This window comes from Streptomyces sp. NPDC051909 (genome assembly GCF_040681095.1).
GTDB lineage: Bacteria > Actinomycetota > Actinomycetes > Streptomycetales > Streptomycetaceae > Streptomyces.
This window is the reverse complement of sequence record NZ_JBFAYA010000007.1, coordinates 234547-253765: the sequence shown is the minus strand read 5'-3', so window position 1 is coordinate 253765 and position 19219 is coordinate 234547. Positions and strand designations below refer to the sequence as shown.

The window sequence follows — 19219 nt, the reverse complement described above, 5'->3', positions numbered from 1 at the left end:
CGCCGGCGGTGGTCGGCCCGGGCCCGGGCACGCGATCCTTCCCCGGCCGTCTCACCGGTCGGCCGACGCCCCATCGAGGACCCGTGACGGGCGCCGCGAGGGCGGCACCGGGCCCGGTCCACCGATCAACCATGTCCAAGGACAGAGAGCAGCCGCGTGCGACAAGAAGATGGCTTCGCCCGGCGCGCGGGTGCCCTGCTCCGCGCCGCCGCCAACGACCTGAAACGCGACGACGAGAACGCCGAGCGCGATCTCGGTCTGGAACACGGAACATTCGGGCCCCACACCGACGGCAGCCGGCCCGTCGACTGGGACCTGGTGCGCCGCGCGGCGCAGGTCTGGCCGCTCAACGAGCGCGACCTGCTGCCGGTGCACGACGACTGCCCGCTCGGCGTGGCCGTCACCCGGGAGAAGGAGTCCCTGGCCAGCTCACGGGTGCTCAGCCGGGCGGGCGCGCCCTACTACGAGTACCGCGACACCGCGATGTCCCGGATCGCGTCGTACCGCCCCGAATGGATCCGCATGCTGCGGACGGTCGACGACGACGACGCGGACAACCCGCTGGTCCAGTGGAACCGTGGCCATCTGCTCTACCAGTTCACGTACTTCGTCGGCCCGGTGAACTACTACTACCGGTGGAACGGGGCCTCCCACTGCGTCCCCATGAACACCGGCGACTCCGTCTGGGCCCTGCCCTTCGGGCCGCACTCCTTCGCGGCCCGGAGCGACGCCGAACCCGCCTACATCCTCGCGCTCACCTACGGCGGTGCCCTGCTCGGGGACGCGCAGCGGGAACTGGCCGTCCTGGGGCGGCAGACCGCCCACGAACTGGCGGTCCCGGTGGCCGGGGAGGCCCGGGACACGGCCGCCCTCATCAGCTCGTTCCTGGCCGCCCGGGCGATGCCCGCCGCCGAACTCGCGGCCCGCACCGGCCTGTCGCGGCGGCGCACCGAGGAGCTGGTGGCCGGTTCGGCCGCCCCGGACGCGGCCGAGCTGGTCCTGCTGGCGGACGGCCTGGGCACCTCGGTGCGCGACCTCATGCCGCCGCGCACCGGGACGGCCGACGGGGTGTCCGTCCAGCACGCCGAGTCGGCGCGGAGCTGGGAGGTGCCGGGCGAGGGCGCGGCGGCCTACCGGATCACCGGGCTCGCCGGCGATCCCCTGCACCCCCACACGTCGGCGCTCCAGGTCGACGTCCTGCTGGGCGACGTGCAGCGGGCCGCGCCGCTGAGCACGTACCAGCATCAGTACCTGTTCGTGCTCGGCGACGATCCGGTCCTGCTCCGTTGGGAGTTCAGGGGAGAGCGCTTCGACGAGACGCTCCGACCGGGGGACTCGGCGTACGTGCGACCGGGGGTCCCGATCGTCTTCGCGGCGGCCGAGGGAGGCCGGCCCCGAGTGCTGTTGCTCCGGATCGCCGGGGCGGTGACCCCGGAGATCCGCCACGCGCTCGGCACCATGGCACCCGGAGGCATCGACAGGTACGTGGCCGAGGACCGGCTCTGGTACAGCAAGGAAGGGAACTGATGTCGGAGCGTGCCAAGACCGGGCTGCCGACGACCAAGGCCGGGCGACTGCGGCAGCTGCTGGCGGGACCGTCACCGGTGCGGGCGGTGGGGTCCCACGACGGGCTCACGGCGAAGCTGGTGCAGCAGGCCGGCTTCGACGCGGTGTGGGCGTCGAGCTTCGAGATCTCCGCCAGCCACGGTCTGCCCGACGCCAGCCTGGTGACGATGACGCAGTATCTCGACGCGGCCGCCGCGATGGACGCGGTCACCGACATCCCGGTGATCGCCGACTGCGACACCGGCTTCGGCGGTCCGATGAACATGGCGTACGCCGTGCAGCGCTACGCGCGGATCGGCATCGCCGCCATGTGCGTCGAGGACAAGCTCTTCCCGAAGATCAACAGCTTCGCCGACACCGATCAGGACCTGCTCCCGGCCGAGGAGTTCGCCCTGAAGATCAAGGCGGGCCGGGAGGCGCTGGCCGGCGGCGACATGGTGCTCGTCGCCCGCACCGAGGCACTGATCGCCGGACGGGACATGGAGGAGGCCCTGGACCGCGGCCGGACCTATGCCGCGGCGGGCGCCGACGCGGTGCTCGTGCACAGCAAGAGCCGGCGTCCCGACGAGGTGCTGGAGTTCGCCGCGCGCTGGGACCTGGACGTCCCGCTGGTGGCCGTCCCGACCACCTACGGCACGGTGAGCGAGCAGGAGCTGTACCAGGCCGGGTTCCGTTTGGTGATCTACGCCAACCAGGGGCTGCGCGCGGCCGTCCGGGCGGTGGGGGAGACGCTGCGGGAGCTGAACGCGGCCGGCACCGCCCACTCCGTCGACGGGCGCATCGCCCCCATGTCCGAGGTGTTCGCGCTCCAGGGCATGCCGTCGAGCTACCACACGAAGCCGTGACCGCGGCCCCGGCCTTCGTGGCCGCGCTGGAGCGGGCCGGTGTGAGCCTGGTCTCCGGGGTGCCCTGCTCGTACTTCGCGGGACCGATCCGGCTCCTTCAGGAGCACCCGGGCATCCGTTACGTGCCCGCGGTGAACGAAGGGGCCGCGCTGGCCGTGGCGGCCGGGGCCCGGCTGGCCGGCGAGCCCAGCGTCGTCCTGGCCCAGAACTCGGGCTTCGGCAACCTGGTCAACCCGCTGACCTCGCTGGTACTCCCGTACCGGATCCCGGTGCTGGTGCTGGTGAGCATGCGCGGGTGGCCCGTGGCGGACCCCGGGGAGCCCCAGCACCACTGGATGGGCCAGGTCGTGCCCGAGTGGCTCGACTCGCTCGACGTGCCGCACTGGACGCTGCGCTCCGACGGGCCCGGGTTCGAGACGGTCCTCGACAAGGCGCTCCAGGTGCTGGGATCGGGCAGCCCGGCCTTCGTCCTGGTCGGCAAGGGTGCCCTGGCGGACGTTCCCGGGCCGGCCGTGGCCGAGGCCGTGCCCGACCGTGCCAGGCCCGACCGCGACGACCTGGTCGACGCCGTGCTCGCCGAACTCCACGACGAGCATGTGCTGTCGACCACCGGTTACCTGTCCCGTGCCCTCTACAACCGTGGCGACCGGGCACGCAACTTCTACATGCAGGGGTCGATGGGCCACGTGTCGGGCATCGCGCTCGGGACCGCCCTGAGCCGGCCGAAGGAGCGCTTCGTGGTGCTCGACGGCGACGGCGCGGCGCTGATGCATCTGGGCACGCTGGCCACGGTCGGCCACCACGCGCCCGGGAACCTGGTCCACATCGTCTTCGACAACGGTGCCTACGAGTCGACCGGCGGTCAGCCGACCGGTTCGTCGGCCGTCCGCTTCGACGAGGTGGCCAGGGGCACCGGCTACCGCCATGTGGAGCGGGTGGCTCTGGTGGACCGGCTTCGACCGGCGATCCGGCGGGCGCTGGACGCCGTCGGGCCGGCGCTGCTGGTGGTGGACGGCCGGATGGGCGGCTCCGCGGGGGAACGGGCGTCCAACGCGATCACCGTGACCGAGATCACGACCCGGTTCGGGCTCGGGCTCGCACGGGCCGAGGACAGCCGCGTATGAGCGCGGCCGCCCGCGCCCTGGACACCGAACTGCTGGCGCTGCCCGGCCATCCGGCCGCCTACCTGGGCGTGGGCGCGGCCGCCCGGCTGGGGAGCGCGCTCGAGGCGATGGGCGCCCGCCGCGTCCTCCTGGTGCACGGCCGCACGTCCTACCTGCGGTCCGGCGCGGGCGCGTTGGTCGGGCGGTGGGCCGGCCGGTTCCGGGTCGAGCACTTCGACGGGGTCCGTCCGAACCCGGACATCGGACAGGTGCGGCAGGGAGTGGCTCTGGCCGCCCGGTTCCGCCCCGATGCGGTGGTCGGCATCGGCGGCGGCAGCAGTATGGACGTGGCCAAGGCGGTCGCCGTACTGAGCGCCCAGCCCGCGGACCCGCTCGACTGCCTGCGCCGGCCGGAGTCGATCACCGAGCCGCGCCGGGCCGGGCTCGTGCTGCTGCCCACCACCGCCGGCTCCGGAAGCGAGATGACCCGGTTCGCCACCGTGTACGCCGAGGGCCGCAAGCACTCCCTCGACCTGGACCCGGTCCGGGCCGATCTGGTGCTGGTCGATCCGGCACTCGGCTTCTCGCTGCCCCACGCGGACTCCGTCGCCAGCGGCCTGGACGCGCTGGCGCAGGCCGTCGAGTCGTACTGGTCGGTGGCCGCCACCGAGGTGTCCGGCGCGCTGGCCACGGAGGCCCTGGAACGGCTGCTGCCGGCCCTCACCCGGGCGGCCGACACCGGCTCGTTCGCGGATCCGAGGGTGCGCGCCGACCTCGCGCACGGAGCCTCGCTGGCCGGCGCCGCCATCGACCTCACCAGGACGACCGCCGCACACGCGCTGTCGTACGAGCTGACGGCACGTCTCGGACTGTCCCACGGCACCGCGGTGGCGCTCCACCTGGACTGGCTGATGGGCCGGCACGCCGCGCTGACCGAGGAGGAGTGCCGGCATCCTGACGGCGCCCCTGCGGTGCGCGGGCGGGTGGAGACCGTGCAGCGCCTCGCTCGGGAGGTCTCGGGCGGCGACGTGGAGCGGCTGGTGCGGCGGCTGTTGGCCGCAGCGGCACAGCCGGTCGGTCTGCACGAGCTGGCCCTCCCGGTCGACGGCTGGCTGGAGCCGTTGACCTCGGCGCTCGCGTCCGGGCGAGCCTGGAACAACCCGTGTGTCCTCACCGAGACCGACATCCGTCGATTGCTGGTCTGAACCCGTGGTTCCCGTTGACAAGGAGAGGTTTTCGTGACCCGTCCCCAGGTGCTCTACACCGACCCGGCCTGGCTCGTCGAGGGCGGGTGCCTCGACCCGGCGCTGGCCACCGTGGAGCGCGAGATCCTCGGCCCCGGCGTGGAGCTGCGCTTCGGCCCGCACCAGGAGGGGCGCTACCAGCTCACCGGTCCCGCGATGTCGGAGCGGGCGGCCGGATGCGACGTCCTCGTGGTGTACCGCGCCCAGGTCACCGAGGAGCTGCTCGACGCCGCGGGCCCCGGTCTGCGGGCGGTGGTCCGGCAGGGGGTGGGCGTCGACAACCTCAACCCTGCCCTGCTGGCCGAGCGCGGACTGCCCGGCTACAACGTCCCCGACTACTGCGTGGACGAGGTGGCCACCCACACCTCGGCGTTGGCTCTGGCGCTGGAGCGGCGTCTGGTGCCGCAGCACCAGACCCTGGTCGGCGGGACCTTCGACATCTACGCCGGCGGGGTGCCGCACCGCACCAACCGCCGGACCCTCGGCATCGTCGGCTTCGGCCGGATCGGCCGGGCGGTCGCCCGGCGGCTGGGCGCCTTCTACGGGCGGGTGCTGGTCCACGACCCCTATGTGGGCCGCGACCTGGCCGAGGGTTACGGCGCCCTGGCCGTCGACAGCCTGGAGGAACTGCTCGCACAGTCCGATCTGGTGACCCTGCACTGCCCGCTGAGCCCGGAGACCGACGGCCTGCTCGACGAGGCGGCGCTGAGCCGGATGAAGCCGGGCTCGTACCTGGTCAACGCGGCTCGGGGAAGGCTGGTGGACCCGGAGGGCCTGCACCGGGCGCTGCGGGAGGGACGGATCGCCGGCGCGGGCCTGGACGTGTTCGCGCCGGAGAACCCGCACCAGGACCCGCGCTGGCACCCGGTTCTCGCGCATCCGTCGGTGGTGGTCACCAGTCACCGGGCCTTCCTCTCCGTGGAAGCGGAGGCCAGCAGCCGGCGGCGGGTCGCCGAACTGGTCCGCGCTGTCCTGGACGGGCGTACCGACGGGCTGGTCGGGCGGGTGGAGGCGCCCAAGGCCGGCTGATCCGGTCTCCCCCTCGCCGCCCGTCGTCGACGGGCCCCGCACGCGCGTGGGCCCGTCGACGACGCGCGAGGAACTACACGGTGGCCGGCAGCGGCCAGCTGCTGTAGGCACCCTGGCAGTACAGCAGCGGTTCACGGTGGAAGACGGTTCCGCCGTCCACCCGCCCGATGAACAGCCAGTGGTCGCCGGCCTCGATCGTCTGCTCGGTGCGGCACTCGGCCACGGCCAGCGCGACCTCGGTCAGGATCGGAGCACCGGCGGCCACCGCGGACGGCTCCCAGCCGACGCCTGCGAACTTGTCCTGACCCTTGCCCGCGAAGACCTGCGAGGTCTCGGCACCGGACGCGGCGAGGAAGTTCACCACGAAGGCCCCCGAGGAGAGCAGCGCGGGGAGGGTCTGGGACTTCTTGTCGACGCCGATCAGAAGCAGCGGCGGCGACGCGGAGACGGCGCAGACGGCGTTGCAGGTCAACCCCCGGGGCTCACCGTCCTCGTCCACCGCCGTGATGACGGCGATCGCCGTCGGGAACGTACCGAAGATCTCGCGGAACTGCTGGGGACTGACGGGCATGTGACTTACCACGTTTCGTAGGTGGGGTACCGCGACGGGCGCGGCTCGCGTGCGCGGTCAGAGGAGCTCCTGCTCCATCGCGCGCAGTGCCTGGTAGGAGCGTTCGATCTCGGCCTCGTCCTGGTGGACCAGGAACACCGCTCCCGGCGAGGAGTTGAGGTCGACGGTCCGGCTGATCAAGGCGCCGTCGCCCTTGCGGAAGCGGACGCTCTCGAACGCCGGGAGCTTCTCCAGCGCCTCCCGGACGGCCTCCTGCGGCAGTGGCACCTCTCGGCGGGCGATGAGGTTCACGCAGCGAGCGGCCTCCAGCCGGGTGTAGCGCTCCGGACGGCCGGTCAGCTGCTCCGCCTCGGCGGCGTAACAGTCCATGGTCAGGCTCACCTGGTCCGTGCCGGTGCAGCGCTGGAGGGCGGGCGGATTGGCGAGTCCGGAGATCCGGGCACCGGTCTCAAGGAGCACCGGGCCGCTCGCGGTGAGGATCAGCTCGGTGTGGGCCGGGCCGTTGACGATGCCGAGCGCGTCGAGGACGTCGGAGACATACGGCAGGATCCGGTCGAGCCGCGTGTCGTCCGGTGCGAGCAGGTCCTCGAAGTCGTAGATCTTGCGCCGGTCGTCGACCATCGCCTTGCGGCTGATCCACACGTCGGTGAACCAGTGCGTGCCGTCCCGGCTGACCGAGTTGATGATGTACTCGTCGCCGTCGAGGTACTCCTGGGCGAGGACGGCCTCGTTCGCCCGCAGCATGAGGTTGGTCTTGCCGATGATGGCCTCGACCGCGCTCTTCACCTGCTGATCGGTCTCGCAGGTGAAGACGTCCTCCGAGCCGGCACTGTCCAGGGGCTTGACGACGATCCGGTCGAGGCCCTGCTCCCGCCGCCAGGCGAGTATCTCGTCCGGGGCCGTGCCCTGCAGCTGGCGGGGCGCACGCACGCCCGCCGCCACCAGAGCCTCCATCATCCGGGCCTTGTCCCGCCGGGCGAGCGAGAGCGCGGGGGCATTGCCCCGCAGTCCGAGCGCCGCGGCGATCTCGTCCGCGGCCTCCACCCCGAACTCGCTCGCCGGGACGACGGCGACCGGACCGGTCCCGGCGAGGTGCCGCCGCACCTCTTCCTCGGCACCCGGGTAGTCCAGGTCCTCGTCGAACACCTCGGTGGGGAGGGTCGCGGCGAAGGTCGCCGGCACTCCGGCGCGCGAGCGGACGTGGATCAGGCGGTAACGGCCGGCGGCTTGCCGCGCCAGCATGGCTCCGGTGGAGAAGGCGTCCACCATCACGACGGCGGGCCGGTCGGGCAGTTCTGGGGTCATGGGTGTTCTTTCGCTGATTGCTCGGGGATGGAGAGTCGCCACATCAGGTGCCGGTCGGCCCCGCGCCGTTGTCGTAGTGGTTCGCGACGTGGTTGAGCATGGCGTGGAGGCGGTCGGAGGCGAACTCCTCCACTCGGGCGCCGGCGAACCCGCCGGGCAGCGGGATCTTCCCGGGGGAGCCCCAGGCCAGTGCGCCGCGGCTGTCGATCACACAGGTCGCCGCGCCGACGTTGTCCGGGTGCAGTCCGAACGGGATGTCCAGGACTCCGCGTTCGAAGGCCATCGTCAGCGCGGTACCGACGTCCGGGGCGAGGCCGAGCACGGTGTCCACGATCAGCCTCGCCTCCGCCAGCACCTCGTCGTGGAACGCGTCCACCAGAGGGGTCGACGGGGCGGGCGTCCCGCGGGAGGCCTCGGCGGACAGCCGCAGCGCCGCCAGGTTCTCGGCGATGGTCGGGATCTGCCACGCCTCGGAGACCGTCTTGACGATCATCCGCTCGCACCCGGTGTCGCGGGCGAGCCGGGCGCTGTCGCGGATCAGGGCGGCGGCGCCGTCCGGCGTCTTCGGGAACAGACCCATGTACGTGTAGAGCACGACATGCCAGTTCACATCGGAGAGATGCTCGCCGGCGAGCGTCCGCAGCGCCCTGAGCGCGCCGCGGTCCTGCTCGGCGAGCACCCCCTGGGCGTAGCTCAGCGACATGTGGCGCAGCCCGTGCTGCTTGAAGAAGCAGCCCTCCAGCACGGCGATGGCCACCAGCAGCGAGGGCGGGCAGAGCTGGCCGAGCAGGCATCCGCCGAAGCTCTCGATGTGGCCGTGCTCGGTCTCGCCGGCGAGGTACCGACAGCTCTCCGCCCAGGCCGCGACGGCCTGGGCGAGCGGCAGTCGGCTGTACGGCAGGCAGTAGGAGACCGGGCCGCCCTCGGTGGCGTCGAGGCCGACCTCGACCAGCTTCTGGAAGACCCGCAGCGGCAGAGCGGTGCCGTGCCGGACCTGGACCGGGAACTGGGGGCCGTGGAGCCCGGCGAGCAGGGCCCGGGTGGCGTCGGCCGGGTGGGAGACCAACGGGTACCCGTTCAGCTCCTCACCGGCGGCCAGCCGCTCCAGGGGCGTGGTGTAGTCGCCGACGCGGGTGTAGCTGTCGAGCGTCAGCGTGCCGACGACCGGAAGTCCCAGCGAGGCGACCTGGAACAGGCCGTCCCGCATCACCTCCAGCTTTCCGAAGCCCATCCGCGGCTGGACCACCACCTCGCCCCGGTCGCGGCCGGCGGCGATCAGCCGGTCGAAGTGTCCGGCCACGTCACCGACCTGATATCAGCTCGAGAACGGGCATGCCGGTGGCCGGATCGACCGTCTTCACCTGGGCCTTGTGCGGGTCGCCGGCACGCACGCGGGACATCATCGTCGCCTGCGCGCCGAAGTCCACCAGCGCGCTGCGGTACAGCGTGCGCAGGTGCGTCAGGGACAGCGCGGTGACCTGCTCCAGCCACTCGGCCGCGTCCTCCGCGCCGGGCTCGCCGCGCAGTGCCGCGCGCAGTTCCGCGGTCCGGCCGGCCATCTCCGGGTGGCAGGCCGCGACGAACGCCTCGAGGCGCGCGCCCTCGTCCGTGAACGGCGAGAAGACCATCGCGGTGAGCGCGGCCTCGGACAGGCCGAACACGTCGCGCGCGTAGACGGTGGACAGCTCTCGCCTCTCGGCGATCTTCGCCGGCGAGTCGTAGCGGCTGAGCGCGAGCCGGATGAGGTCCTCCGGCATCTCCTTCTTGCGCATCATCTGCTCGGCCAGCTGCAGGTACTCGACGATGCCCGCCTCGTAGTCGCGCGACTCCACGTGCTGGGCGCGCAGGCCGCGCAGGTGGGCCATCAGGGTCGGGTTGGCGCAGTCCGACTCGGTGAAGCTGAAGGCGAGGTCGTCGAACCGGAAGCCGAGGAAGTCGACGATGAGGTCCCAGTGGTCGTGGACGCGGTAGCTGACCAGGTCGTAGATGGAGACGAACTCGGGCTGCATCGAGCGGTCCCCGGTGGAGACGGCGCGCGCCTCCAGCTCCTCGGCCTCGACGTCGTCGCCGAAGAGCTCGCGGAAGTACGCGTCGCCGATGCCGCGCAGGGCGGTCAACAGGCCCTGGAAGCCCATCCGGCGGCACTCGTCCACATCGATGCCGCTCGCCTTGGCCAGCCGCAGGATCCAGGCGGAGTAGAGCGCCTGTTCGCGGCGGGAGTCCCCGGTCATGATCACATCGACGCCGCCCTGCCACCAGGCCGCGCGGCCGTAGAAGTCCGCGACCGCCAGGTTGCAGCTGTTGCAGAAGGTCGGCCGGCCGTCCCCGGCGGACCGGTGGCCGTTCATCAGCACGTCCACCCGGTTGAGCTCGACCAGGCGCTCCGGCAGGGGGAGATCGACGCGGAACGGGCGGATCACGGTGTGGTCGACGGTGAGCAGTTCGGCCCGCTCGTCGTCGAGCAGCCCGAGGGCCTCGTACACCCGGTGGATGTTCTCCATCACGGCGAGCGGGACGCCGGCGTGCCGCATGTTGGCGACGCGCATGACGAAGGTGCGGCCGTGGGCGAGCTGGAGGTGGAGCTGGACGGCGCGGACGAAGGCGACCACGTAGGTGCTGTCCTTGCCGCCGCCGTAGGCGACCATCACCTTGCGGTCCGGCAGCTGGTCGGGGCCTCCCAGGGCCTCGACCAGACGGTCGCCGACAGCCGCCATGCCGGTCAGCTCGATGTCGTTGAAGAAGGCGGTCAACTGGTCGTAGCGCTCGCGGTCGCCGAGACGCGCGCCACGGGTCGGCTGGTCGTTCACAGTGCAGTCGCCTCGAATTCGAAGTTCTCGATGATGCGGTGGATGTCGGCCTCCACCTGGCCCTCGTCGTCGTGCAGCAGGATGAAGCGGCCGGCGTGCAGGGCGTCGTACGCGCCGCCGGGCTCCAGTACCTCGCCCACGGCGGGCAGCAGTTCGCGCCAGACGGTCGGGACCGGGCCGCGCATGGACGACGCCTTCCTGACCACCGCCGGCAGGTCGGCCGGCTTGGGCACGACGAGCCAGCCGCCCGAGGGGTCGCCCGACCGGGGCGGCAGAGCGACCGACTCGCCGCACAGTGCCCGCAGCCACAGCTCGAAGAGGTTGACTCCGAACATCCGGTTGAGCAGGTGGGGGACCTCGCTGCCGCCTACCCGGCCGCCGATCTCCAGGAAGACGATCTCGTCCCCCGGGGTGACGAACAGCTCCAGGTGGAACGGTGTGTTCCGAAGGCCGAGGGTGCGCACGCAGTCACGGGTGAACTCCTCGATCCGGTCCCGCAGGCTGGAACGCTGCACGACGACCGACCCCAGCGGGTCGCCGGCGCCGAAGGACAGGCAGTCGTTCACATACCGCGACACGACCTGGAACCCGACCTCCGATCGCGCGTCGGCGAAGCCGTCCACGTGGTGGATCGTGCCGGTGACGAACTCCTCGATCTCGTAGCGCGTCAGGTCGATCCCGGCCAGCAGCGCGGCCAGCGCCGGCTCGTCCTCGACCCGGTGCACGCCGATGCTCGCGGCGCCGTCCACCGGCTTGAGGATCACCGGGTAGCCGCAGGCGCGGGCGAAGGCGAGGCCGTGCTCGACGTCGGTGCAGGCGGCGAATCGCGGCACCCGGACGCCGGCCTCGGCGAGGATCTCCTTCATCCGCACCTTGTCCCGGTAGACCGCGACCTCGGCGGTGGTGGGACCGGGCAGGCCGAGGTCCTCGCGGACCTTGGCGGCGATCTCCAGAGTGAACTCGGACAGGGCGATCAACTGGTCGACCGGGCCGACCTGTTCGGTCAGCTCGACGACGGCCGCGCGCAGCGAGTCGACGTTGTTGACATCGTCGACCCGCACCAGGTGCGCGATCTTCGCCGGATCGGCGAGCACGCCTTCGGCGCCGAGCGCGTCGACCACGTAGCTCACCCGGTGGGTGTCGTGGTCGATGAACTCCTCGTAGCGGGTGAGCTCGTTGTCCCACCGCACCCCGTCCGAGAACCGGGGCCACCGGTTGACGATCACGATGTGCATCAGCGCACCTCCGCCGTGTCGAGGCCGGCGAGGTCCCACGGCGGTACGACCGCGGCGTCGGGCCGCCAGGCCGAGAAGCCCTCGGACTTGCCGAAGCGCAGGAAGGCCAGGAAGCGGTTGATGGCCTCCTCGCCCGTGAACACGTCGGTGTAGCCGTGATCGAGCAGCAGCCGGCGGGTGCGGTCGTTGTCCGACTCGGCGGTGGTCAGCTTGCCGCCGACCACGCTCGGGACGTCGAGGCGCCGCTCCCGCAGGGCGGAGAGCAGCACCCGGGCGCCGTGCAGGCCGTGGCCGTTGACGCTGGAGACGACCAGCAGGTCCGGCCGGTCCTCGGTGACTGCCTGGACGACCTCGTCGACCGGCGTGCACGAGCCGAGGTTGCGCACCTCGGCGCCGTTCTCCTCCAGGAGCTTCTGGAGGTAGACGAGGTTCCAGATGTGGGAGTCCGACTCGACGGTGCTCAGAAGGCACCGGAAGGATGTACTACTCACGCTGACGCTCCTAGGGCGACATCGTCGTTGCGGGCGGCCAGCGCCCGGCGGAAGCTGCGGATCGTCAACGGCAGGAAGACGGCACCGAAGACGCACAGCAGCACGGCGAGTGCGACGACCAGCTGCTGCGGGCCGACGGCGGTTCCGACGCTGGCGACGAGCAGACCGGCGATGGGGAAGGAAAGGAGGTTGAGGAGGTAGAAGGGGCCCATGATCTTCCCCAGGTGTTCCTCGGGGATGACCTTCAGCCGCTGGGTGCGGTTGAACACGTTGTAGTAGGCGTCGCCCAGGAGCACGACCACGAAGGCGGCGCCGTAGACGAGGAAGGACGGGGCGAACCCGGCCACCAGCAGCGCGCCGGACAGCAGGGTGAAGCCGATGACCCCGAGCGCTCCGACACTGACCCGCCGGAGCAGGAGCGGAATCACCAGCAGGTTGAGCAGGCCGGTGACGCCGACGAACGTGTTCAGCCAGCCGAAGGCCGAGTCGGGGGCGCCGAACACGCCGGTGACCAGTGCCGCGTTGGCACTCAGCATGCTCGCCAGCACCAGGTTGATGGCGAAGTTGAGGATGCCCAGCAGGAGAACGGGCCGGTTCCCGACCAGCAGCCGCCAGCCGAGGCCGAGTTCGGCGAAGATCTGCCCCGCCGTGCCCACGCCGCCCGCGCCCGGGGAGCGCAGGCCGCGGGGCAGCGGGAGCCAGCTCACCGCGGCGAGGGCGAAGGCTCCGGCGGCGACGAGCAGCAGCCACACCTTCCCCAGGGCGGCGGCGGCCACGATGGCGAGAGCGGGGCCGAGCGCCATCGCCAGCAGCTCCATGTTCTGGACGAGGGACTGGGTGCTGGCGACCTTGTCCCCCTTGGCCAGTTGCGGAACCATCTTCTCCACGGACATCCGGGTCGGCGCCACGAAGACCGACAGGACGGCCCCGCCGGTCATCAGGGCGCCGGTCGTCCACGAAGGCGTGGTCAGGCAGATGACGGCCACGCAGACCAGCACGGCGGCCCGGATCGTGGTCACCCTGGAGAACAGCCGGGACCCGCCGTCCCGGTCGGCCACAAGTCCCGCGAAGGGATAGGCGATCAGGCCGGGAAGCCACTCGAGGGCGAACGCGAACCCCAGGCTCGACACCTTCTGGGTGTCGTGGAAGATCAGCAGCGGGACGGCGAACAGGACCACCTGTTCCGCGATCAGCCCCAGCAGGACGCCGGACGCGAAGAGACTCCGGTGGAACCTTTGCGGTTGTGCGGTCACGCCGTTCGCTCGTTCCGCTCGTGTTCGCGGATGAGCGGGAGCACATGCGTGTAGAAGGTGCGCATCTCGTCCCCGGTCGGCCAGCCGGAGAAGATGAATTCGCTGACGCCCGAGGCCTTGTATGCGTACAGGTATGCGGCTACCTCCTGGTAACTTCCCACCACGCACAGCGCCGGACCACCGCGATAGGCCACCGCGCCGGAGTAGAGAACCGGCGAGAGCCAATCCCCGTCGGCCTGTTCGGCCAGTCGGAAGGAGTTCTTCACGGCCTCGGAGTCCGACGCCGCGACGAACTTGGTGACCCATTCACGGTGATTCTCGTCGGGGTCGCGCATCATCTCCGCGAGGTCGGCGAGCGCCTCGGCCCGGGTCTCGCGGGCCAGGACGTGCATACGGATGCCGACCCGGCCGCCCTTGGCCAGGACCGGTGCGGCGGCGTCCGCGATGCCCTCCGGCGTGTCGCCGTAGCGCAGCCAGCAGTCGCCGTGCTCGAGCGCGGTCTGCTGGGCCGGGCCGGAGGCGCCGCTGATGTAGATCTCGGGCCTTCCGCCGCCCAGATAGCCGAGTCCGAGCCGGGCCTCCTCGATGCGGTAGTGCTCGCCGTCGTGGGAAAGCGGGGTCTCGCCGCGCCACAGCCGGTGCAGAATGTCGAGGAATTCGTTGGACCGGGCGTAGCGGGCGTCGTGCGCGAGGAAGTCCCCGTAATACGCCTGCTCAGCCGGAGAGATTCCGGCGACCAGGTTGATGGAGATTCGGCCGTTGGACATCCAGGAGACCGTGTTGACGATCTGCGCGAAAAGCGTCGGAGACACCAGGCCGGGCCGATAGGCGAGAATGAATTTGACCCGCTCGGTCTCCCGGACCAGGGCGCCGATCATCGGCAGCGGATCCGGCATGTGGTAGCTGATTCCCATCAGCAACGAGTCGACGCCGAGCCGGTCGGCCTCCTTGGCGAACTCGACGATGCCGTCGAAGTCGAGCCGGCCCACCTGATACGCCTCGGTGGCCTTCTGCTGTCCACTGTCGAGCGGTGAACACCAGTGGAACCGCAGCTCGTTGGTGTGGGTCTCGGCCTGGATGGACGGATCGCTCAAGCCCATGGATCAACCTCCGGTCGTGGGTGCGCCTGTGCTGTCTTGATGTTGCGGAAGGGCGGCCCGGCGCACTCTGACCGAGTGCGGATAAGTTCCTCGGCGACGTGCCGCGACATTCCAAGGGAATTCGCGACTTGTCGGATCGGGGTGGTGGAATTCCGGACATACGAATCCCCCGGCCGTCACTCCACGTCTTCGGGATCTTGACACGGAAGCTTCACATGAGTCAAGATCAATTTCGGGCTGCACTGCCTTGCGGGGAGTGATGAGGCGGCAAGTCGCAAGACTTTCGGCTCTCTCTCGTGATCTCGGCCACATTTCCCGTGTGGCCGCCACGGGATTACGAGACACGACGAATCGCCCGGAACTGACCGCTCCGGGCGCAGCCCCCCCGGAGTGCCACATCCTTATGGCACCCGTCTCGCATCAGCCGCCCGAACGGAACGAGAGATTGTCCGCTGAGAACACGGGGGCCGTGCTCCCGACGCCACGCGACCACCTGACCTCGGAGCGAACCCGCGCCGCCCTGCTCGTGCAGAACCGGTTCCTTGCGGGGGCGCGGGAGTTCCTCACCGAGGAGGGCTTCACCGAGCTGCTGCCGCCCACGATCGGCCCGGTCACCGACCCGGGCGCCCGCGGCGCCAAGCAGGTCGACATCGACTACTACGGCCACCGCTACAAGCTGATGACGAGTGGCATCCTCTACAAGCAGGCCTCGCTGCTCAGCTTCCCCAAGATCTTCCACGTCGCCCCGAACGTCCGGCTCGAACCGCTCGAGACCACGGTGACCCATCGCCACCTGGTGGAGTTCCACCAGCTGGACGTCGAGATCGCCGACGGCTCGCGCGAGGACGCCCTCCGGGTCGCGGAGCAGCTGACCCGGCACTGCGTCGAGCACGTGCTGCGCACCGCCCAGCGGGAGCTGGAGATCCTCGGCCGCGACCTGGACGGGCTCAAGCGGGTGCTCGACGCCCCGTACGGCCGCAAGACGCACTCCGAGGCCGTGGCCGAACTGCGCGGGCGTGGATACGCCCAGGAGGAGAACACGGAGATCGAGTGGGAGGGCGAGGAGATCATCTCCTCGGCGTCCGAGCACCCGTTCTTCATCACCGACTACCCGAAGGGCTCGCGCGGCTTCTACGACAAGGAGAGCACCGAGACGCCGGGCGTCCTGCGCAACTTCGACCTCATCTTCCCGGGCGGCTTCGGCGAGATGATGAGCGGGAGCGAGCGCGAGTCGGACTACCGCAACCTGATGATGCGGATCCGCGAGACGGGCGAGAACCCGGCGAAGTACGAGTGGTACCTCACGCTGGCGCGCGAGGGCATCCCGTCCAGCGCCGGATTCGGCCTGGGCGTCGAGCGGTTCACCCGCTTCCTGGGCGGGCTGGACGCGGTCTGGCAGGCGACGGCGTACCCGAAGCTGCCGGGGGAGCCCCGCCCGTGACCGGCCTGACGTCCCCCGGATTCCCGGAGCAGCAGGTACGGGCCCGCGCCCGGCGCGGCGCGGCCGCCGCCTTCCCGGAGAGCGACCGCTACGGAACCACCCTCTACGGCGAGCACGCCGAGCCCGCTCCCCAGCCGGTGGACGCGATCGACCGGGCCCGGCTGGTGCCGCCCGTCTTCGTCCCGCGCAGGCTGGAGAAGCTGATCGACCTCGGCCGCGAACCCGTCGCCGGCGATGTGGATCTGACCAGCGTCGTCGGCGGCTTCCGCGCCCCTGTGCCGGTCTACGTCTCGGCGTTCGGCTCCACCCGGGTGGCCAGCGGCGACCTCGGCGAGGCCGTCGCCCGGCAGGCCGGGAGCCTGGGCATCCCGATGGTGATCGGCGAGAACATCGTCCCGGTCTCCGGCTACGGCCGGCTGGCCGAGGAGAGGGAGAGCTCGCTGCTCCGCCGCATCACCGAGTACACCGCGGCGGCACCCGAGGGACTGGGTGGCGTGGTGATCCAGCAGAGCACCGAGGACGCCGACGCCGAGGTCTGGAACCTGGTGTACAGCGATCCCTCGGCCCAGCCCCTGCTGGAGAGCGGCCGGCTGGCCTTCGAGCTGAAGGTGGGCCAGGGCGCGAAGCCCGGGGTGGGCGGCATGACGCTGGTCCCGCGCGAGCGGGCGGCCGAACTCGCGGCCCATTACGACGTCATGGACATCCTCGATCCCGCCGAGGACGGCGTGCTGCGCTGCAGCAGCCCGGGGACCTTCACCGAGGAGATCCTGCGCCAGCAGATCCGGCTGATGCGCAACAACTACCCGCGCTGCCGGGTGTGGGTGAAGCTGCCGCCCTCGCGCGACGTGCACCTCGCGGCGGCCGTCGCCTGGGCGGCCGGCGCGGACTCGGTCACCGTCGACGGCGCGGAGGGCGGCAGCGGCTGGGCCCCGAGCGCGTTCCTCCAGCACGTCGGCCTGCCCCTCGCCGAGTGCCTGGACCGCCTGGACCCGCAGGACAACTGCCTGCTGGTCACCGGGCGGATCTGGGAGGGCGCCCGCGCCGTCAAGTGCCTGGCGCTCGGCGCCTCCGCGGTGGGCCTCGGCCGGGCCGCCCTGGTGGCCGCGGACGAGGACCCGAAGGAGGGCCTGGCCAACCTGGTCGACTGTCTGGCGCTGGAGATGCGTCTGCTGATCAGTGCGCTGGGCAAGTACCGGGTCGCGGAGGTGGGTCCGGAGGATGTCTGGGCCGAAGGGCTGCGCGGAGCGGAAAGCGGATCCCGGGGCCGGTGACGGCCCCTCCCGCAGACCGGTGCCGCCGGGGAACCCCTCGGCGGCACCGGCCCGTTCGCCGGACGACGTATCGCCCGGTCAGTGGCCGCGGCGGTCGAGCTCGGCCAGCAGGGCGGACACGAGCGGCACCGCCACCGCGTGCCGCTCGGCGGCACGTACGACCGCCCGGCCGATCGCGTCCAGCTCCAGCGGCCGTCCGGCCTCCGCGTCGCGTTGCATCGACGACTTCGCCCCGGCGGGGAAGGCGTCGTACAGCCGTATCGAGGCAGCGGTGTCGCCCGGCGCTCCACAGGCGCGGCTGACCGAGGCCAACTCCTCGACCAGCGCGAGCAGTTCATCGCGATGCTCGGTTCGGATCGGACCGATCGGGAGCCCGTGGCGCGTCGTGAGCAGGGCGAAGGGAGCCAGGAAGGCCAGCTTCCCCCACAGCGCGGCGGATTCGTCCTCGCGCACCCGGGCGGTCACGCCGGCGTCCGCGAGCACGCCGGCCAGCTCCTTGAGCCGGCCGGGATCCGCGGTGGCACTCGCCAGATCGATCTCGGTGAACGGGCTGCCGTGCGCGATCCGGCCGGGGGCCTGCCGGGTGGATTCGACCCGGATCACCCCCGGCACCACGAGCTCCGGGCGGTAGCGCCGGCGCAGCTCGGCCGGGTGCTCGACGCCGTTGAGCAGTGGCACCACGAGGCCGTCGCCGAGCACATCGGGATCCACCCGGTCGAGCGCCGGACGGAGCGCGGTCTGCTTGACGGCCACCACGCAGAGGTCGACGGGCTCCCGCAGCTCGGTGTCCGCGGCGACCTCCACGGCGAAGTCGCCGAACTGACCGCTGGTCACCCTGATCCCGTCGGCACGGAGCGCCCGGACGGTGTCGTCGCCGGCCAGACAGGTCACCCGGTGTCCGGCGCGCACCAGCAGCGCGGCGAGCAGCCCGCCGACACCTCCGGGGCCGAGCACCGCCACGTTCAGCGAACGGCTGTCGGTCATGATCTTTCCTCTCGATCGCGCAGCGGACGCGATCGCCGGGTCAGGATGAACGCGCCGCGTGGAAGATTTCGGAGGGCGTCCGTCCCGGGCCGACACCCGCATGGCGTGAGGTGCGGGGCATGGGGCGTCGTGCGTCTCGGTCGAGAGTGCCCTGGAGATCTTAGACTCCGTCAGCGCCCTTCACCGTAGTCAGGTGTTCGTACAGGCGGCTGGTGAGGGCGGGCGCCTCGTCGGCGGAGGGCAGATGACCCGAGTCGATCGTGACGAGGGAGGCCGTGGGAATGCCGCCGGCCAGTTCGGCGGCCGCGCCGGCCGGAGTGGCCGTGTCGCGGGAGCCGGCGACGACCAGCGTCGGGGCCGTCACACGCCCGAGCTCGGCCCGCAGGTCGAAGGTGGCGAGGGCGTCGCAACAGGCGGAGTAGCCCACCGGATCGGCGTGGACCAGGGTCTGGAGCAAGGAGGCGCCATGGGGTGTCCTCGCGGTGGCCGGATCGCCGAACCAGCGCCCAGGGGCGGCGTCGAGCAGTGGGGCGGTGCCCTCGCGGCGCACCAGAACGGACCGCTCGTGCCAGCGCTCGAAACCGCCGAAGTACGCGGCACTGCTGACCAGCGCGAGAGAGTTGACCCGCTCCGGGTGGTGGACGGCCAGCTGGGCGCCGATCGCTCCTCCGATGGAGATGCCCGCGTAGTGGAACGCGCGATGCCCGTGGAGTTCCGCGAGGTCGAGGACGAGCCGGGCCAGATCGGCCATCGTGGTGCGGCCGACGCGGGGATCCGGAACCGCGGCGGCGGACGACCCCCCGTGTCCGGGCAGGTCGAAGCGCAGAGTGCGGAACTCACCGCTCAGCCGGTCGAGATGGGGCTCCCACACCGCGGTCGAGGTGCCCAGCGAGGGTCCGAGGACGAGCAGCGGTGCGTCCTCGGGGCCGTCGACGGCATGGTGGAGGAGGTGTGCGGCGTGCGGCATGAGGCGG

The 19219-nt window shown here is 71.5% G+C and carries 17 protein-coding genes; 7 read left to right on the top strand and 10 right to left on the bottom strand.

What is annotated here, in order from left to right; all coding sequences use genetic code 11:
* Positions 1–156 precede the first annotated feature (156 nt).
* Genes AB0M18_RS14025 through AB0M18_RS14005 form a run of 5 tightly spaced genes read left to right on the top strand, consistent with a single transcriptional unit; the run spans position 157 to position 5787 of the window.
* Positions 157–1527: a hypothetical protein gene (locus AB0M18_RS14025; RefSeq protein WP_365757418.1), complete on the top strand. Its 1371-nt coding sequence runs from the start codon at positions 157–159 to the stop codon at positions 1525–1527.
* Positions 1527–2411 (top strand): isocitrate lyase/phosphoenolpyruvate mutase family protein, encoded by an 885-nt coding sequence (locus tag AB0M18_RS14020; RefSeq protein WP_365757416.1) that lies wholly within the window; start codon positions 1527–1529, stop codon positions 2409–2411. The genes AB0M18_RS14025 and AB0M18_RS14020 overlap by 1 nt, the downstream gene beginning before the upstream one ends.
* Positions 2408–3535, top strand: a complete 1128-nt coding sequence (aepY, locus tag AB0M18_RS14015; protein WP_365757414.1) for a phosphonopyruvate decarboxylase — start codon at positions 2408–2410, stop codon at positions 3533–3535. The genes AB0M18_RS14020 and aepY overlap by 4 nt, the downstream gene beginning before the upstream one ends.
* Positions 3532–4719 (top strand): phosphonoacetaldehyde reductase, encoded by a 1188-nt coding sequence (locus AB0M18_RS14010; protein ID WP_365757412.1) that lies wholly within the window; start codon positions 3532–3534, stop codon positions 4717–4719. Before aepY ends, AB0M18_RS14010 begins: the two co-directional genes overlap by 4 nt.
* Positions 4720–4752: 33 nt before the next feature.
* Positions 4753–5787 carry a C-terminal binding protein gene (locus AB0M18_RS14005; RefSeq protein ID WP_365757410.1) on the top strand — a complete coding sequence of 345 codons (1035 nt, stop codon included), beginning with the start codon at positions 4753–4755 and terminating at the stop codon, positions 5785–5787.
* Between the two features lie 73 nt (positions 5788–5860).
* Here AB0M18_RS14005 and AB0M18_RS14000 read toward each other — a convergent pair whose 3' ends face one another.
* The 8 genes from AB0M18_RS14000 to AB0M18_RS13965 are packed head-to-tail and all read right to left on the bottom strand — an operon-like array spanning position 5861 to position 14543.
* The gene (locus AB0M18_RS14000; protein WP_365757408.1) at positions 5861–6358 is read right to left on the bottom strand and encodes a flavin reductase family protein; all 498 of its coding nucleotides are present in this window, start codon (positions 6356–6358) and stop codon (positions 5861–5863) included.
* A gap of 57 nt (positions 6359–6415) precedes the next feature.
* Positions 6416–7663 (bottom strand): ATP-grasp domain-containing protein, encoded by a 1248-nt coding sequence (locus AB0M18_RS13995; RefSeq protein ID WP_365757406.1) that lies wholly within the window; start codon positions 7661–7663, stop codon positions 6416–6418.
* A 43-nt stretch (positions 7664–7706) separates the two neighbouring features.
* Positions 7707–8963 carry a methylaspartate mutase gene (locus AB0M18_RS13990; RefSeq protein ID WP_365757404.1) on the bottom strand — a complete coding sequence of 419 codons (1257 nt, stop codon included), beginning with the start codon at positions 8961–8963 and terminating at the stop codon, positions 7707–7709.
* A gap of 1 nt (position 8964) precedes the next feature.
* Positions 8965–10470: a PqqD family protein gene (locus AB0M18_RS13985; protein WP_365757402.1), complete on the bottom strand. Its 1506-nt coding sequence runs from the start codon at positions 10468–10470 to the stop codon at positions 8965–8967.
* Positions 10467–11705: an ATP-grasp domain-containing protein gene (locus AB0M18_RS13980; RefSeq protein ID WP_365757400.1), complete on the bottom strand. Its 1239-nt coding sequence runs from the start codon at positions 11703–11705 to the stop codon at positions 10467–10469. The genes AB0M18_RS13985 and AB0M18_RS13980 overlap by 4 nt, the downstream gene beginning before the upstream one ends.
* Positions 11705–12196, bottom strand: a complete 492-nt coding sequence (locus tag AB0M18_RS13975) for a cobalamin-dependent protein (RefSeq protein WP_365757398.1) — start codon at positions 12194–12196, stop codon at positions 11705–11707. Before AB0M18_RS13975 ends, AB0M18_RS13980 begins: the two co-directional genes overlap by 1 nt.
* Complete coding sequence (locus AB0M18_RS13970; protein WP_365757396.1) at positions 12193–13449, bottom strand: MFS transporter; 1257 nt, start codon at positions 13447–13449, stop codon at positions 12193–12195. Before AB0M18_RS13970 ends, AB0M18_RS13975 begins: the two co-directional genes overlap by 4 nt.
* On the bottom strand, positions 13446–14543 hold the full coding sequence (locus AB0M18_RS13965; protein WP_365757394.1) for an LLM class flavin-dependent oxidoreductase: 1098 nt from the start codon (positions 14541–14543) through the stop codon (positions 13446–13448). Before AB0M18_RS13965 ends, AB0M18_RS13970 begins: the two co-directional genes overlap by 4 nt.
* Positions 14544–14994: 451 nt before the next feature.
* Here AB0M18_RS13965 and AB0M18_RS13960 point away from each other — a divergent pair, with 451 nt between their 5' ends.
* Together AB0M18_RS13960 and AB0M18_RS13955 are read left to right on the top strand one after the other, a co-directional pair.
* On the top strand, positions 14995–15990 hold the full coding sequence (locus tag AB0M18_RS13960; protein ID WP_365757392.1) for an asparagine synthetase A: 996 nt from the start codon (positions 14995–14997) through the stop codon (positions 15988–15990).
* On the top strand, positions 15987–17261 hold the full coding sequence (locus tag AB0M18_RS13955) for a glutamate synthase-related protein (RefSeq protein WP_365757390.1): 1275 nt from the start codon (positions 15987–15989) through the stop codon (positions 17259–17261). Before AB0M18_RS13960 ends, AB0M18_RS13955 begins: the two co-directional genes overlap by 4 nt.
* Positions 17262–17339: 78 nt before the next feature.
* Here the strand turns inward: AB0M18_RS13955 and AB0M18_RS13950 are convergent, their stop codons facing one another.
* Positions 17340–18245: a 2-dehydropantoate 2-reductase gene (locus AB0M18_RS13950; protein WP_365757388.1), complete on the bottom strand. Its 906-nt coding sequence runs from the start codon at positions 18243–18245 to the stop codon at positions 17340–17342.
* Positions 18246–18405: 160 nt separating this feature from the next.
* The gene (locus tag AB0M18_RS13945) at positions 18406–19212 is read right to left on the bottom strand and encodes an alpha/beta fold hydrolase (protein ID WP_365757386.1); all 807 of its coding nucleotides are present in this window, start codon (positions 19210–19212) and stop codon (positions 18406–18408) included.
* Between the last annotated feature and the right edge of the window lie 7 nt (positions 19213–19219).